The 14,629-nt window shown below is 64.2% G+C and carries 11 protein-coding genes and 2 tRNA genes; 9 read left to right on the plus strand and 4 right to left on the minus strand.

The window, feature by feature from the left end:
- Nucleotides 1-297 precede the first annotated feature (297 nt).
- Nucleotides 298-373, plus strand: a tRNA-Ala gene (locus GBJ34_RS16190).
- A 555-nt stretch (nt 374-928) separates the two neighbouring features.
- Here GBJ34_RS16190 and GBJ34_RS16195 read toward each other — a convergent pair.
- Nucleotides 929-1,005: transfer RNA gene (locus GBJ34_RS16195), tRNA-Arg, on the minus strand.
- Nucleotides 1,006-1,287: 282 nt separating this feature from the next.
- On the opposite strand from GBJ34_RS16195, the gene GBJ34_RS16200 reads away from it, so the two are divergent.
- Entirely contained in the window at nt 1,288-2,322 is a 1,035-nt protein-coding gene (locus tag GBJ34_RS16200) for a LacI family DNA-binding transcriptional regulator (protein ID WP_151720241.1), read from the plus strand.
- Between the two features lie 42 nt (nt 2,323-2,364).
- Here GBJ34_RS16200 and GBJ34_RS16205 read toward each other — a convergent pair whose 3' ends face one another.
- Nucleotides 2,365-2,919 carry a peptidoglycan-binding domain-containing protein gene (locus tag GBJ34_RS16205; protein WP_151720242.1) on the minus strand — a complete coding sequence of 185 codons (555 nt, stop codon included), beginning with the start codon at nt 2,917-2,919 and terminating at the stop codon, nt 2,365-2,367.
- A gap of 223 nt (nt 2,920-3,142) precedes the next feature.
- Between GBJ34_RS16205 and GBJ34_RS16210 the strand changes: the two genes are divergently transcribed.
- Together GBJ34_RS16210 and GBJ34_RS16215 are read left to right on the plus strand one after the other, a co-directional pair.
- Nucleotides 3,143-4,048, plus strand: a complete 906-nt coding sequence (locus tag GBJ34_RS16210) for a calcium-binding protein (RefSeq protein WP_192931259.1) — start codon at nt 3,143-3,145, stop codon at nt 4,046-4,048.
- A gap of 243 nt (nt 4,049-4,291) precedes the next feature.
- Complete coding sequence (locus tag GBJ34_RS16215) at nt 4,292-6,706, plus strand: DEAD/DEAH box helicase (RefSeq protein ID WP_192931260.1); 2,415 nt, start codon at nt 4,292-4,294, stop codon at nt 6,704-6,706.
- A 138-nt stretch (nt 6,707-6,844) separates the two neighbouring features.
- On the opposite strand, the gene GBJ34_RS16220 is transcribed toward GBJ34_RS16215, so the two are convergent.
- Complete coding sequence (locus tag GBJ34_RS16220; protein ID WP_151720244.1) at nt 6,845-7,462, minus strand: enoyl-CoA hydratase/isomerase family protein; 618 nt, start codon at nt 7,460-7,462, stop codon at nt 6,845-6,847.
- On the minus strand, nt 7,459-8,199 hold the full coding sequence (locus tag GBJ34_RS16225) for an SDR family oxidoreductase (protein WP_151720245.1): 741 nt from the start codon (nt 8,197-8,199) through the stop codon (nt 7,459-7,461). The genes GBJ34_RS16220 and GBJ34_RS16225 overlap by 4 nt, the downstream gene beginning before the upstream one ends.
- A 170-nt stretch (nt 8,200-8,369) precedes the next feature.
- On the opposite strand from GBJ34_RS16225, the gene GBJ34_RS16230 reads away from it, so the two are divergent.
- The 5 genes from GBJ34_RS16230 (at nt 8,370) to GBJ34_RS16250 (ending at nt 14,537) form a co-directional block, all read left to right on the plus strand.
- Nucleotides 8,370-9,875 (plus strand): DUF2125 domain-containing protein, encoded by a 1,506-nt coding sequence (locus GBJ34_RS16230; protein ID WP_151720246.1) that lies wholly within the window; start codon nt 8,370-8,372, stop codon nt 9,873-9,875.
- A gap of 103 nt (nt 9,876-9,978) precedes the next feature.
- A complete protein-coding gene (locus GBJ34_RS16235; RefSeq protein WP_151720247.1) occupies nt 9,979-11,508 on the plus strand; it encodes a M24 family metallopeptidase in 1,530 nt (509 codons plus the stop codon).
- A 57-nt stretch (nt 11,509-11,565) separates the two neighbouring features.
- A complete protein-coding gene (locus tag GBJ34_RS16240; protein ID WP_151720248.1) occupies nt 11,566-12,906 on the plus strand; it encodes a TldD/PmbA family protein in 1,341 nt (446 codons plus the stop codon).
- Nucleotides 12,893-13,666, plus strand: a complete 774-nt coding sequence (locus GBJ34_RS16245) for a 3'(2'),5'-bisphosphate nucleotidase CysQ (RefSeq protein ID WP_151720249.1) — start codon at nt 12,893-12,895, stop codon at nt 13,664-13,666. Before GBJ34_RS16240 ends, GBJ34_RS16245 begins: the two co-directional genes overlap by 14 nt.
- Nucleotides 13,659-14,537, plus strand: coding sequence for a hypothetical protein (locus GBJ34_RS16250; RefSeq protein WP_151720250.1), 879 nt, complete (start codon nt 13,659-13,661; stop codon nt 14,535-14,537). Before GBJ34_RS16245 ends, GBJ34_RS16250 begins: the two co-directional genes overlap by 8 nt.
- Nucleotides 14,538-14,629: the final 92 nt, after the last annotated feature.

Below are 14,629 nucleotides of genomic sequence, written 5' to 3' on the forward strand. Positions count from 1 at the left end.
TCGGCTCATCGGCTCATCGGCTCATCGGCTCATCGGCTCATCGGCTCATCGGCTCATCGGCTCATCGGCTCATCGGCTCATCGGCTCATCGGCTCAGGTCCGTGGTGTGAGCCCGTCAGACCTCGCGGTGCCGTCTGTCCGCCATCACACCAGCAGAACTTCCTCATCCGTCCCCGTGCCTTGAGATTTATGCGAGGCGCGCAAGCGCGGTGCGAAAATACCCTTGCGCTGCCCCGATCCATCCCCTAGAGAACGCGACATGCGCTGTGCCGACCCATGATGACAGCGCAACCCGGTGGGGTCATAGCTCAGATGGGAGAGCGCTTGAATGGCATTCAAGAGGTCGGGAGTTCGATCCTCCCTGGCTCCACCAATTTTCAGAACCACACTGGCAGGCCCTGAATCCTTGAATGACAAGGTGATATTGGTTCCAATCCCGCTCTCCAGATTTGAATGCAGGCGCAATCATGCTTGGAGGCGGGCCTGAGGCGATGTGTTGCCCCGCACCCTGCCTTCGACGGAGAGATGAGCCTCAAGTCTGCGTGGTGGCCGGTTTCTGCCCCTTTCTGTGACCTGCTTGCCGCAGCCCGGTTCGCGGTGCCTCAGTTTGCGTTGCAGCGGAGCCGACGAACACACCGCGAATCCCTGTTGGAACCGACGCGAACTTCCTTTGCGCAATTTGGTGAGACAGAGGTTGAAGCCTGCAGCCGAAAAGATCCTGAGGCCCGACCCGACTAACGGGCCGAAAAATTCGATGGGCCGAATTGCGGGGCTGGTGAGGTAAGGTCGGAACAAAGTGCGCGCATCGTGCACGGGATTTGTACGAATGTATTCAGATCTGGCGCGTTTGTTCGCGCAATTTTCTGAATTTACACTTGGGGACGCAGATCGAAGGAGCTAGATAATTGTTGAAAATCAATTTGTTGCGTGGTGACCCCGACAGGACTTGAACCTGTAACCTGCCCCTTAGGAGGGGGCTGCTCTATCCAGTTGAGCCACGGGGCCGATCACGCAGGCGGATCGCCCCCTGAATGCGGGGAAAATCCGGCGGGTGCAACAGATTCCAGCGCGGCGGATGCAGGATTTATCGACGGATCGAAGATGGGATCAGTTGCGGAGGGGACGAAATTTGGCCCACGGCCCCTCCGCCGATCCCTCGCGCCGGTTGAGAGCTTGCTGGCGCGGTGGACTATCCTGATAGCGCTAACATTATCAGCATATCTGCCCTTGGACAAGAGATTCCTTTGCCGCTAACAATAGGGGGCACCCAGACAGAAGGCACCACAAGTGACCAAGCCCCCGCTGAACGATCCGCGCCGCACCCTGACCCTCCGCGATGTCTCGGAGGCTTCGGGCGTCAGCGAGATGACGGTCAGCCGGGTGCTGCGCAACCGGGGTGACGTATCGGAAGGCACACGCGAAAAGGTGTTGGCCGCTGCAAGAGCGCTTGGCTATGTGCCCAACAAGATCGCGGGGGCGCTGGCCTCGCAGCGGGTTAATCTGGTCGGCGTCATCATCCCCTCCATGTCAAACATGGTCTTCCCAGAGGTGATGATGGGGATTTCGGAAACGCTGGAAGATACCGGCTTGCAGCCAGTGGTAGGGATTACCAATTACCTGCCCGATCGCGAAGAATCCGTGCTTTATGAGATGCTGAGCTGGCGCCCCTCGGGCGTTATCATCGCGGGGCTCGAACATAGCGAGGCCGCGCAGGCGATGCTGGAAAGCGCGGGCATCCCGATTGTGGAGATCATGGATATCGACGGCACACCCGTCGATAGCGGCGTCGGGATATCGCATCGGCGCGCCGGGCTGCAGATGGCCGAGGCGATCATCGCGGCGGGCTATCGCAAGATCGGCTTCCTTGGCACCAAGATGGCCGATGACCATCGCGCCCGCAAACGGCTGGAAGGCTTCCGCGAAGGGCTGGCCAAGGCGGGCATCACCCTGTCGGATGAGGAATATTACGCTGGGGGATCGGCGCTCTTGAAGGGGCGCGAGATGACCGAGGCGATTCTGCGGCGCAGCCCGGATCTCGATTTCCTGTATTATTCGAACGATATGATCGGCGCGGGCGGGCTGCTCTGGTGTCTGGAAAACGGCATAGATGTGCCGGGTCAGGTTGGCCTTGCCGGGTTTAATGGGGTGGAATTGCTGGACGGGTTGCCGCGCAAGCTGGCCACGATGGATGCCTGCCGCCGCGAGATCGGTATCCACGCCGCAGAGATCATCGCGGGGAAACGCCCGTCGGGTGTGATCGGGGGGGAGCGGATCGAGCTGTTCCCGACCTTGCAGCCGGGGGATACGATCCGCAAGATCTAAGGCCAAAGGCCCGGCATCAGCCGGGCCTTCTGCTGTTGCGGGTCAGTAGACCAGCCCGTCAAACAGGCCGAAGACGCCTGCGGTGGTGCCGAGGCTGCGGCTCTGGCCGCGATCATTGGCATAGCCGACAATCGCGTTATAGGTGCCCGGCCCGAAAGACCCGTCGATGCCGCTGCGATAGTAGCCGCGCGCGGCCAGCTGCTGCTGGATGCGGCGCCGGTCGGTCGGGCCATAGGCGTTGAAGGCCTGCGCTGCCGGGGTCGCATAGATGCTGGTGCGATAGACCGGCTGCGGCTTGGGCCGATGCGGGCGGTATTGCGGCTGCACATAGGCGGCGGGGGGCGCATAGACGGGCGGTGCGGCGTAGACCGGCGGCGGGGCATAGATCGGCTGATGCTGGCGGCGCGGCTGCTGACGGCGCACGTCATCCAGAATGCGGTCCACCACAATGGCGGCGGCCACGCCTTGCAGGAATTTCTGTTCATTCTTGCCAAGCGCCTGTGCCGGGGAGGGGGCCCCGAGCCCGATGGCCAGCGCCAGCGCGCCAAACAGGCCGGTTTTCAGAATGGTTTTCGCGGAGGTGACAGAAGGCAGCATGTCATGTCCTTTCGGTTGCGGGTTTCGCTGCTGCCAAGGTGGGGGATCTGCCCGTTGACAGGCAAAATCGGTCACGTGATATCTGATAACATCCCAATTTTGTTGCCTCACGGTTGCGCAAGTGCGATAGATTTGGCGTGTAACGCGTAACCGGAGTAATGGTGAAATGGCCGTATTTTCATACGAGGGGGGGACTTCTATCCCCAATCTCAAGAATGTTTTCATGGGCTATTTCTCCTGGAGCAAGGTTGCTGCAGGGTCTGCCGATCTTGGTGTTCCGACCGCGTTTCTCGGCTACGATTTTCACTTGCCCGATGCAAAATGGAACAGCGGCTTCGAGAAGACCGCCGTCGACGGCAACACGATTATGACGGCCGGCTTTTACGGCAACGGGCTTAAGCTCGACAAATCGGACAAGCTTAAATCCGGCACGGTGACAGCCCTTTATTTTGCCGAGATCGGCGGCGGTGACAGTTCCCTGCTGTACGATGTGCGGATCTCCGCCTCGACGATCAAGACCGCTGCCGGGACCTCCAGCATGTCGGATGATTACAAGATCATCAGCGACGCTTTCTCGGGTGACGATTTCATCATGCTTCGGGGCAACAGCATCAATGCGAGGAATGGAAACGATCTGATCTTCTGCTCGAATGATGACGAGTATGTCCTGGGCGGTGCCGGGCACGATGTCTTGGCCGGGATGGCGGGCGACGATCGACTTTATGGCGGGAACGGCAATGACGTGCTCTATGGAGATGGCGGCGCGGACAGGCTGTTGGGTGGCAAGGGCAATGACACGATCTGGGCGGGCACCGGCAATGACACGCTAAAGGGAGGGGCGGGCCGCGATGTCTTTCTGTTCGGCGGCAGTTTCGGCCGCGACGTGATCGGTGACTTCCAGGATGGCACAGACCGGATCGCTCTGTTGGGCGCAAGGTCAATGGCCGATGTCAATATCGTCTCGCTTGGCAATGGCCGCAGCCGCATCGAGGTTGATGGAGGTGGCTCCATCCTGATCAATGTCGGACAGGCGAAGCTCGGCAAGGCCGATTTCGTCTTTGGTCTGAAGGCGGCAGCGCTTCATGACGAGGGGCTGGAGACCTTCTTCGATCAATGGGATTATACCTGATTGCAGGATTGGTCGTGCTGGTCCCGATCCTGTGATCCGGACCCGCGCGCCCTGGCGATCGCTGGGCGCAAGGCCCACGGCTCATGGACCATCCATGCCATCAGGGCTATACGCCGGGCCCGTTCTGCTGTAGGGGCTGGCGTAAGGCTCCGATGATTCCGGGCGCGCCGAGGGCAGGGAGGCCCTGCGCGATGGGGAAAAGCAGGGCCGTCACGGGCCCTTCGCCCCATCTTTGGAACAGACATGACCGATATGAATATTGCGGCACCGCTGGCAGCGGCGCTTGCCGAAAAGGGCTATGAAAGCCTGACCCCCGTGCAACAGGCGGTGATTGCGCCCGAACTGGAAGGGCGCGACGCCCTCGTTTCGGCGCAGACCGGCTCGGGCAAGACCGTGGCCTTCGGCCTTGCCATGGCGCCTGAGGTTCTGGGTGGCGATGACATCCTCAAGCCTGCCGAGGCACCGCTGGCGCTGATCATCGCGCCGACGCGCGAATTGGCGCAGCAGGTCGCGCGCGAACTGGAATGGCTTTATGCCAAGGCAGGCGCGCAGATCGCAACCTGCGTGGGCGGCATGGATTACCGCACCGAGCGTCGCGCGCTGTCCTTTGGCGCGCATATCGTGGTCGGCACCCCGGGCCGTCTGCGCGACCATATCGAGCGCGGCAGCCTGGACATGTCGCTCTTGCATGTCGCGGTGCTGGACGAAGCCGACGAGATGCTGGATCTGGGCTTTGCCGAGGATCTGGAATTCATTCTGGGCGCAGCGCCCGCCGAACGCCGCACGTTGATGTTCTCGGCAACGGTGCCGAAAGAGATCGAAAAGCTGGCGGGCACCTTCCAGCGCGATGCCGTGCGCCTGCAAACGCAGGGCGAGGCGCGCCAGCATGGCGATATCGAATACCGCGCGATCAATGTCACCGCGCGGGACAAGGAACACGCGATCTTCAACATCCTGCGTTTCTACGAGGCGCAAACCGCCATCGTGTTCTGCAAGACCCGGATGAACGTGAATCATCTGCTGGCCCGGATGGGCAATCGCGGGTTCCAGGTCGTGGCGCTGTCGGGCGAACTGTCGCAATCCGAGCGGATGCATGCGCTGCAAGCGTTGCGCGATGGTCGGGCACGGGTCTGTATCGCAACCGATGTGGCCGCGCGCGGCATCGATCTGCCGGGGCTGGAACTGGTGGTCCATGCCGATCTGCCCTCGAACAGCGAAACGCTGCTGCACCGTTCGGGCCGAACCGGCCGCGCGGGCAACAAGGGCACCTCGGTGCTGATCGTGCCGCCCGCCGATTTCCGCAAGGCCAACCGTCTGTTGCAAGGCGCAAAGGTCACTGCAGAATGGGCGAAAGCACCCTCCGCAGATGAGGTGCAGGAAAAGGACGACGCCCGCCTGCTGGAACTGCCGCTGCTGTCGGACCGTCCCGGCGAAGAGGTGGCGCTGGCCAAGCAACTGGTGGAGCGTTACGGCGCGGATCATATGGCCGCAGCCTTCGTGCGGTTGTGGCGTGAGGGGCGCTCTGCCCCTGAGGTGCTGCAAGATGCCGTGGCACCTTCGCAGGCGGCCCCCTCCGCGCCGCGCGACCGCAATGCCTTTGGCGAAGCGGAATGGTTCCTGCTGTCGGTCGGCCATGAGGGCCGGGCCGAGGCACGTTGGTTGCTGCCCAAGATCTGTGACGGTTTCGGCATCACCAAGGCCGAAATCGGCGCGATCCGCGTGCAACAGACCGTGACCTTCGTGCAGATCGCCAAGGCCGTTGCCGGCAAGATCGGCGATCAGGTGGAACTGGAACCGGGTCTGACCATCAACCGTGTCGAGGGCGAGCCGCAATTCAACCAACGCCCGGAACGGGCCGAACGTCCGGCGCGGGCCCCGCGCGGTGACCGCCCCGAGCGGGCTGACCGCCCAGTGCGTGCCCCGCGCGCCGACAAGCCGGCCTATACGCCCAAACCTTCGCGCTTTGTCGAGGATGAGGGCGATGCGCCGCGCAAGCCCTATGCCCCGCGCGAGGACGGTGATCGCAAGCCTTACGCCAAGCGCGACGACAGCGAGCGCAAGCCCTATGCCCCGCGCGAGGAGGGTGCGCGCAAACCTTACGCCCCGCGTGAGGCGAGCGAGCGAAAGCCCTATGTGAAACGCGAAGACGGTGACCGTAAGCCTTACGCGCCGCGTGAAGGGGCGGACCGCAAGCCCTATGGCGCGCGTGAAGACGGTCCGCGCAAGCCTTATGCGGCCCGCGAAGATGGCCCGCGCAAGCCCTATGTCAAGCGTGAGGATGGCGACCGCAAGCCCTATGCCCGCCGCGATGGCGATGACGCTGCGGCCCCCCGCAAGCCCTATGTGAAACGGGACGCGGCTCCGGCGCATGACGAGGCCCCCAAGCGCGCCTATGCGCCGCGTGGCACCGGCGCCGAGGGGGGCGACCGTAAACCGCGCTGGAAAGCGGGTGATCGCAGCGAGGCCCCCGCACCGCGTTCCGCTGGCTTCAAATCGCATGGCGGCAGCAGCGACAAGCCGGGGCGTGCCTTCGGTGCCAAGTCGCACAAGACCGAAGGCAAGACCTTTGCCGCGAAGCCGGCCCGCGCCAAGCCCGCGCCAAAGCCGATTGACGCGCGCGACACCTCCAAGCGTTTTGTGCCGCCGAAAAAGAAGTAAGGTCCGACCCTAGCGGGGATGGACAGGAAAACGGGCGGGGTCAGTGGTGACCCCGCCCGTTTGTCGTTCACGCGGTACTTTGTGGTTCGCGCGGTATCGCGCCTGCGTTCCATGCCTGCGCCGATCGGCACCGGGCCCTTAGTCCGGGATCATTGCCTTGATACCCGCGACATGGGCGGCGCTGGCCGCCGTCGCATCCGTTGCGAGGGCCGCAACCTCGGTCATCAGGGTTTCAGGCGGGCAGATGCGGTCGATCAGGCCCCAGGCCAAGGCCTCGGCTGCCTCGATCCGGGCACCCGCCATCAAGATCATCTTGGCGCGGGCAGGTCCGATCAGCGTTGCCAGTCTGCCAGGGTCGGAGGGCTGCGGCAGGAAGCCGAGCTTCATCACCGGATAAAAGAACTTGGCCCCCGGCACCGCGAGCCGCAGATCACAGGCCAGTGCCATGCCCATGGCCCCCCCGGCCAGCGTGCCGTTCAGCGCGGCGATGGTCAGGCAGGGCAGGGCGGCAATCGCCCCCGACAGCCGCTCCCAGACCGGGTCGGTCGCAAGCCCCGCCCGCGCCTCGTCCAGATCGGCCCCGGCAGAAAACACCTTGCCGCTGCCGGTCAGCACGAAGACCCGCGCCGCTTCGCGCGCTGCTGCCTCCGCGGCTTGGGACAGGTCTTCCAGCATGGCGCGTGTCAGCGAATTGGCCTTGTCGGGCCGGTTCAGCGTGACGGTCCAGACCCCGCCATCCTTTGTGATGTCGATCATATCAGCCCTATTTCTTGACGAATATCGGGGTCACGCAGCGATATCTCTTGCCCGCAAAAACGGTCGGCAGCCGGATCACACATCCAGACCAGTGCCCTTGCGGGCCAATCGGCGGGGATGTGATCCTCCCATGCCAGTTGGCTGACAGGGTTGATGCGTGAATTGCGGATCTTCACCTGCATGTCGGTGGCGACGGTTCCGGGCGACAGGCCCATGACGCGCAGCCAGCTGCCTTCTTCTTCATGCAATGCGCGGGTCAGCATCGCCGCCCCGGCCTTGGAGGCGCAATAGGCGCTCCAGCCGTCCAGCGGTCGATGGGCCGCCCCAGATGACAGGGTCAGCACACTGGGGCGCTTCGCCCCGCGCAACAGCGGCAGCGCCGCGCGCATCCCGTGAAACACCCCGGTCAGGTTCACATCGATCAGACGGGCCCATGCGGCAGGGTCGGCCTCCCACAGACGGGCGATTGGATCGATGACGCCCGCATTGTTCACCAGCACATCCAGGCGTCCCCATTCGGCCCTGATCTGCGCAAAGGCGGCCTCGACCGCGGCCCATTCGGTGATGTCACAGGGCAAGGCGAGGATCTGCGGGCCGATTTCCTGCGCCAGTTGTGCAAGGGCTGTCGCATCGCGGGCGATCAGCGCGACCCGCGCCCCCGCATCGGCAAAATACCGCGCAGCAGTCGCGCCAATCCCCCGGCTGGCCCCGGTAATGGCAACAACTTGATCGCGCATCGCTTCGCTCTCCTTCCATCCGTTGCGAAAGGTTGTTACCCCATTGCGCAAGGCCCCGGAAAGCCCCGACAGTGACATGCGCCAGCGACGCGCAAGACATGTCGACATCTTGACCGGGCCAGAACGCTCACGGATGCTTCGCGCGATTTGAAGCAGGAAAGGATTGGATAATGCGTCAGTGGAAAATCTTGTGCACGACGGCTGTCGTGGCGCTGGTATCGGGCAATGCGGCTTTGGCCGATGTGACGCCGGAACAGGTCTGGGAGAACTGGAAGGCCGTCAGCACCTCTTATGGCCAGACGCTGACCACCGCCAGCGAGGCCCGCGAGGGCAATGCGCTGGTCGTGAAGGGCATCACCATGACCTCGAAGCAGGACGGGGCCGAGGCCACGATGCTGCTGGATCAGGCGATCTTCACCGATCAGGGCAATGGCTCGGTTGTCATGACCATGAGCGAAACCTCGAAGATGGAGGTGAAGACCCCGGCTGTTGAAGAGACCCCTGCGACCACCAGCCAGATCTCCATCGCCAATCCGGGCATGACCGTCACCGTTTCGGGCACGCCCGAGGCGATGCGCTATGAATTTGTCGGCCCTTCGGTCACGCTGAGCCTCGATTCCATCGATGGCGGTGGCGAAGTGCCGGACGACATGAAAGTCGAAGCGGTGCTGACCGGGCTGAAAGGCAGCTATGACATTGCCGGCACCACCGACAAGACCATCGCCTCCAACGCGACGCTGGACGGTCTGGCCATCGGTTTCAGCGGCTCTGACCCGGCGGAAGGCAGCAAAGTGAATGGCAGCGTGAACCTTGCCGGGATCGCCGCCACCTCCAATTCCGCGATGTTCGGCGATATGGCCAATATGGCGGCGGCGCTGAAGGCCGGCACCAAGATGGATGGTGACATCACCTATCAAAGCGCCAGCATGGACATCACCGTGGTTGATGCCTCTGGCGAGACCAAGGTGCAGGGCACCAATGCGGGCGGCGCGCTGAACTTTGCGATGGATGCGGCGCGTCTGGCCTATGGCGGCACGGTAAAGGATGCCTCGGTCACGCTGTCGGGCGGGCAACTGCCCTTCCCGCAGGTCAATCTGGCCTATAAGGAAGGTGCCTTCGATCTGGTGATGCCGCTGCAGAAAAGCGACACGCCTGCCGATTTCAGCTTCATGACCAAGATCGCCGATCTGACCATCTCGGACGAGGTCTGGGGCATGTTGGATCCGGCCGCGCAACTGCCGCGTGACCCGATCACCGTGCATCTCGACACGACCGGCAAGGTCAAGCTGAATGCCGATCTTATGGACGAGGCGGCGATGGGCCAGATGGAGGCAAATCCGGGCGAGTTGCACGCGCTGGACCTCAAGGCGCTGGAAGTGAAGTTCGGCGGCGCGCAGGTCACCGGCAACGGTGCGATGACCTTCGACAATACCGACCTTGCCACCTATGGCGGTGTGCCCGCCCCGACCGGCACTGTCGATCTGAAGGCCGTGGGGCTGAATGGCCTCTTGGACAAGCTGATGGCCATGGGTCTGGTCCCTGAGGATCAGATGATGGGCGCACGCATGATGCTGGGGATGTTCGCCAAGATGGTTGAGGGCGAGCCAGATACCATGACCTCCAAGGTGGAGTTCAAGGACAAGCATCTGTTCGTGAACGGGATGCAGCTGCAATGATTGTCATATGTCGTTTCTGCGCAAGCAGGGACGACAAACCGATGTAAGCTGATGACAGACGGGCCGCCCCATCGGGGCGGCCTTTTCCTTGGGATAGGGGTGGATGATGGCAGAAGTTTTCGCGGCATTGCACCGGGCGGTGGTGGACGGGATCGGCGCACGACTGTTCACGCTGTCGGTACAGGACGCGGCGGCGGGGCTGGCGCGGCGGGCCTATACCTCCGATCCGGTGCATTACCCGACCTCGGTCCCCAAGCCGATCCAGCATGATGACTGGAGCCGCCGCGTGCTGGTCGCAGGCGAAACCTTTGTCGCCAATACCACTGCCGAATTTGCGCCCTATTTCTTTGACCATGCCTTGATCAACAGCCTTGGCCTTCAGGCTGCGGTGAACGTGCCGGTGATCGTGGATGGTGCCGTCCTTGGCACGGTGAATGTGCTGGATGTCGAGGGGCATTTCACGCCGGAACGTGTCGCCACGCTTCAGGCACTGATTGATGCCCGGATGGTCGACCTTGCCCCGGCCATGCGGGCGGCGGGGCTGGGTGGCACGATCCATGAGGCCCGACTGGCCCGCCTGCGTGTCCGAATGGTGGAGGCGGGCGTGGATCTGGTGGCCCTGGCCCCCGGCGCGCATCTGCGCTGGCTGACCGGCCACGCGCCCTTCGCCGACGAACGCCCCTGCCTTGCGTTGATCGGGCATCGGATCGCCGGGTTCCTGGTGCCGGGGGTGAACGCATCCGATGTCCGGCAGCACAGCGACTGGCCGTTCTGGGAATGGGCGGATGCCGATGGGCCGGGGCGGGCCTTGGCGCAGGCCTTGGCCGAAATCGGGCCAGTTGCACGGCTGTCGCTGGATGAGACGATGCGCGCCGATCATGCGCTCATGCTGCTGGAGGCCCTGCCGGGTGTCGCGCGCGGCTTTGCAACCGAGACAGTGGGCTATTTGCGGCTGCGCAAGGATGCGGCAGAGATCGCGGCTTTGCGTGAAAATGCCCGCATTGCCGATCTGGCGCAGACCGCCTTGCGCGCGGCGATCCGCCCCGGCGTGACCGAGGCAGAGCTGGCCGACATCGCCCGCGCGGCATTTGCCGCCGAGGGCGCGGTGGCAGAGTTTACCATTGTCGGCACCGGGGCGAACGGGGCCTTCCCGCATCACCACACGGGCATGACACAGGTGCAGACGGGCGATGCCATCGTCTGCGATATCGGCGCGCACAAGGATGGCTATTATTCCGATATCACCCGCATGGCCTGCTGTGGCGCGATGCCCGATGGCTATGCCGAGGTGCATCAGGTGGTCGATGCGGCGGTTGAGGCGGCATTGGCGGCAATCCGCCCCGGTGTGCGGGCACGCGAGGTGGACGCAGCGGCGCGCGATGTCATCACCGCGGCGGGGTATGGGGACTTTTTCACCCATCGCACCGGCCATGGTGTGGGGCAGGAGATCCACGAGCCACCCTATATCACCGCCGTCGCGGATCTGGTGCTGGAACCCGGCATGGTCTTCACCATTGAGCCGGGAATCTATCTGCCCGACCGTTTCGGCATCCGGCTGGAAGAGGTCGCGCTGGTGACCGAGACCGGGCACGAGATCCTGTCGCGCCTCAGCCGCGCGGCCTTTGTGTCATAAGGCTTGCGCAAAGGCCGCGCGCGACTTAGCTCCTTGAACGACAAGGAAGGACGCCGCATGACCGATCTCGCCCAAATCACCGAAGCCATGCTTGATGCCGCCCGAAAGGCGGGGGCCGAATCCGCCGATGCGCTGGTGGTGCAGGGCACCTCGCTGTCGATCGACATCCGGGCGGGCGCGCTGGAACAGGCCGAACGCGCCGAGGGGATCGAACTGGGGCTGCGGGTCCTGATCGGCGGGCGGCAGGCCTGCGTCTCGGTCTCTGACACTTCTGCGCGCACGCTGTCGGATATGGCCGAACGCGCGGTCGCCATGGCGCGTGAGGCGCCGGAAGATCCCTATGCCGGTCTGGCCGATCCGGCCCAGATCGCGCGCGATTGGGATATTTCCGCCTATGATCTGGTCGATCAGGGCCCGGAACCTTCGGCCGAGGCACTGGAACGGGCCGCCCGCGCGGTGGAGGCCGCAGCCCTTGCCCATAAGGGCATCACGCAGGTGCAGGCCTCTGCCGGGTATGGGCGGCGGCAGATGTATCTGGCGGCCAGCAATGGCTTTGCGGGGGGCTATGCGCGCTCGGCGCTGTCGCAATCGGCGGTGGCATTCACCGGCGAAGGCACCGCGATGGAGCGCGATTATGCCGGGGAATCCCGCGTCTATGCCGCAGACATGCCCAAGCCTGAAAGCATCGGTGCCTTGGCTGCCGAACGCGCGCTGGCCCGCGCCGGTGCCCGCAAGCCTGCCACCGGCAGTTTCCCGGTGCTGTTTGACGAACGCATTTCGCAAAGCCTGATCGGGCATCTGCTGTCGGCAATCAACGGTGCCTCCATCGCGCGCGGCTCCAGTTGGTTGCGCGACGCCTTGGGCCAGCAGGTGCTGCCCAAGGGGTTCGACCTGATCGAAGACCCGCATCGCCCGCGCATTTCCGGCTCGCGCCCCTTTGATGCCGAAGGATTGCCGACGCAGCGGCGACTGGTGGTTGAGAATGGCGTGCTGACCGGCTGGACGCTGGATCTGGCCACTGCGCGCAAGCTGGGGCTGCAAAGCACGGCCAATGCCGCGCGCGGCACCACCGCGCCGCCCTCGCCCGCGACCTCGAATATCGACCTGACGCCGGGCACCGCCAGCCGCAAGCAATTGCTGGGCCAGATGGGCACCGGGCTGCTGGTCACCTCGCTGATCGGGTCGACCATCAACCCGACGACCGGCGCCTATTCGCGCGGTGCCTCGGGCTTCTGGGTTGAGGATGGCGAGATTGCCTATCCGGTGAATGAATGCACCATCGCGGGCAGCCTGCCCGAAATGCTGCGCGATTTCGTCGCCGCCAATGACGCCCGCCCGCATCTGGCGACGCGCGTGCCGTCGATTCTGATCGAGGGGATGACGCTTGCCGGAAAGTGATCTGGCCCTTCTGACCGAAGCCGCGCTGCAGGCCGGGCATATCGCGCGCGGCTTCTGGCGGCAGGCGCCGCAGGTCTGGGAAAAGCCGGGCCTCGGGCCGGTGACAGAGGCCGATCTGGCGGTGAACACCCATCTGCGCGGGGTCTTGCGCGCGGCCCGCCCCGATTACGGCTGGCTGTCGGAGGAAGATCCCGATGACACCGAGCGGCTACATGCCGGACGGGTCTTCGTGCTGGATCCGATTGACGGCACCCGCGCCTTCATCGCGGGCGAAGAAAGTTTCGCCATTTCCATCGCCGTGATCGAGGACGGGCTGCCGGTCACCGCGCTGGTCTATCTGCCCGCGCGCGATCGGCTTTACACCGCCACCGCCCATGGCCCGGCGCTTTGTGACGGCCAGCCTATTCAAGCCAGCACCCGCGCCGGGCTGGAAGGGGCCACCCTGCTTGCCACCAGCCCAACCATGGCACCGGACCATTGGCCCGGCGGCGTGCCGGAGGTGAAGCGCAGCTTTCGCGCCTCGCTGGCCTATCGGATGTGTCTGGTGGCAGAGGGGCGCTATGACGCCATGCTGACGCTGCGCCCGGCATGGGAATGGGATATCGCGGCGGGGGCGCTGATTGCGGCCCGCGCCGGTGCCGTGGTCACCGATCGGCAGGGGCACGCCTTGCAGTTCAACAATCCGCATCCGCAATCTGATGGGGTGATCGCCGCTCCTTTGGGCCTGCACAGCGCCTTGCGGGCGGGTCTGGATGGCTGAGGTCCTGAACCTCTATCTGCCGGATCATCTTCGGCAGGATCATGAGGCGGGCAAGGTCAATATCCTGTCGCAGCTTCTGGCGGCCCTGCCGGATTGGCAGCCGGTCTTTCACCCCGAGGCTGAGGGGCTGACCCAACCGCATGGCGGCTTTGGCCTGACCTACATGCAGGAGCCGCGCAGGCTGGCCACGCTGTGTCTGCGGCGGACCTATTGGTATCCGTTCTGGCGGATGGAGCGCACCAATGAACGCTGGAATTTCGAGGTGGCCCACAAGACCCCGAATTATCGCCGCATCCCGCCGCGCGCGCGGGCCTTCCACCAGAGGCTGGCCACACGGATTCTGGACGGGCGCGAGTTCCGGCGCGAGGGGTTTGTCTTCGTGCCGCTGCAAGGGCGGCTGAGCGATCACCGGTCTTTTCAGAGCATGAGCCCGATTGCCATGCTGGAAACCCTGCTGGAACGGCAGCCGCTGCCGCTGAAGGCAAACCTGCACCCGGCCGAGGTCTATACCGAGGCCGATCACGCCGCCCTGGCGCGGCTGGCAGCCCATCCCCGGTTCGAGCTGGTCAGCACCCCGTCCGGCGACCTGCTGGCGGCCTGCGATTTCGTTGCCTGCCAGAACTCATCCCTGGCCTTTCAGGCGATGATCCTTGGCAAAGGGGCCATGCTGTTTGCCGGGATCGATTTCCATCACCCGGCCGGATCGGTGCTGCGCGACGGGCTTGATCTGGCGCTGGAGAGGGGCGCGCTGCCCCCCGAACAGATGACGGAATATCTGTGGTGGTTCCTGAAGCAAGAGGCCATCGACGCGCAGGCCGAGGATGCCCCCGCCCGTATCCGCAGCCTGTTGAGCGCGCGGGGCTGGCCCTAGGCGCGGGGCCTGACCCGATGCGTGAAGCGCAAGCCGGGCAAAGTCGGGTAAGTCTTGCAAGATGTTCAAGCGCAGGCCTTGTGCGGTGCCTG

Source organism: Gemmobacter serpentinus, from assembly GCF_008973825.1.
GTDB classification, from domain to species: domain Bacteria; phylum Pseudomonadota; class Alphaproteobacteria; order Rhodobacterales; family Rhodobacteraceae; genus Gemmobacter; species Gemmobacter serpentinus.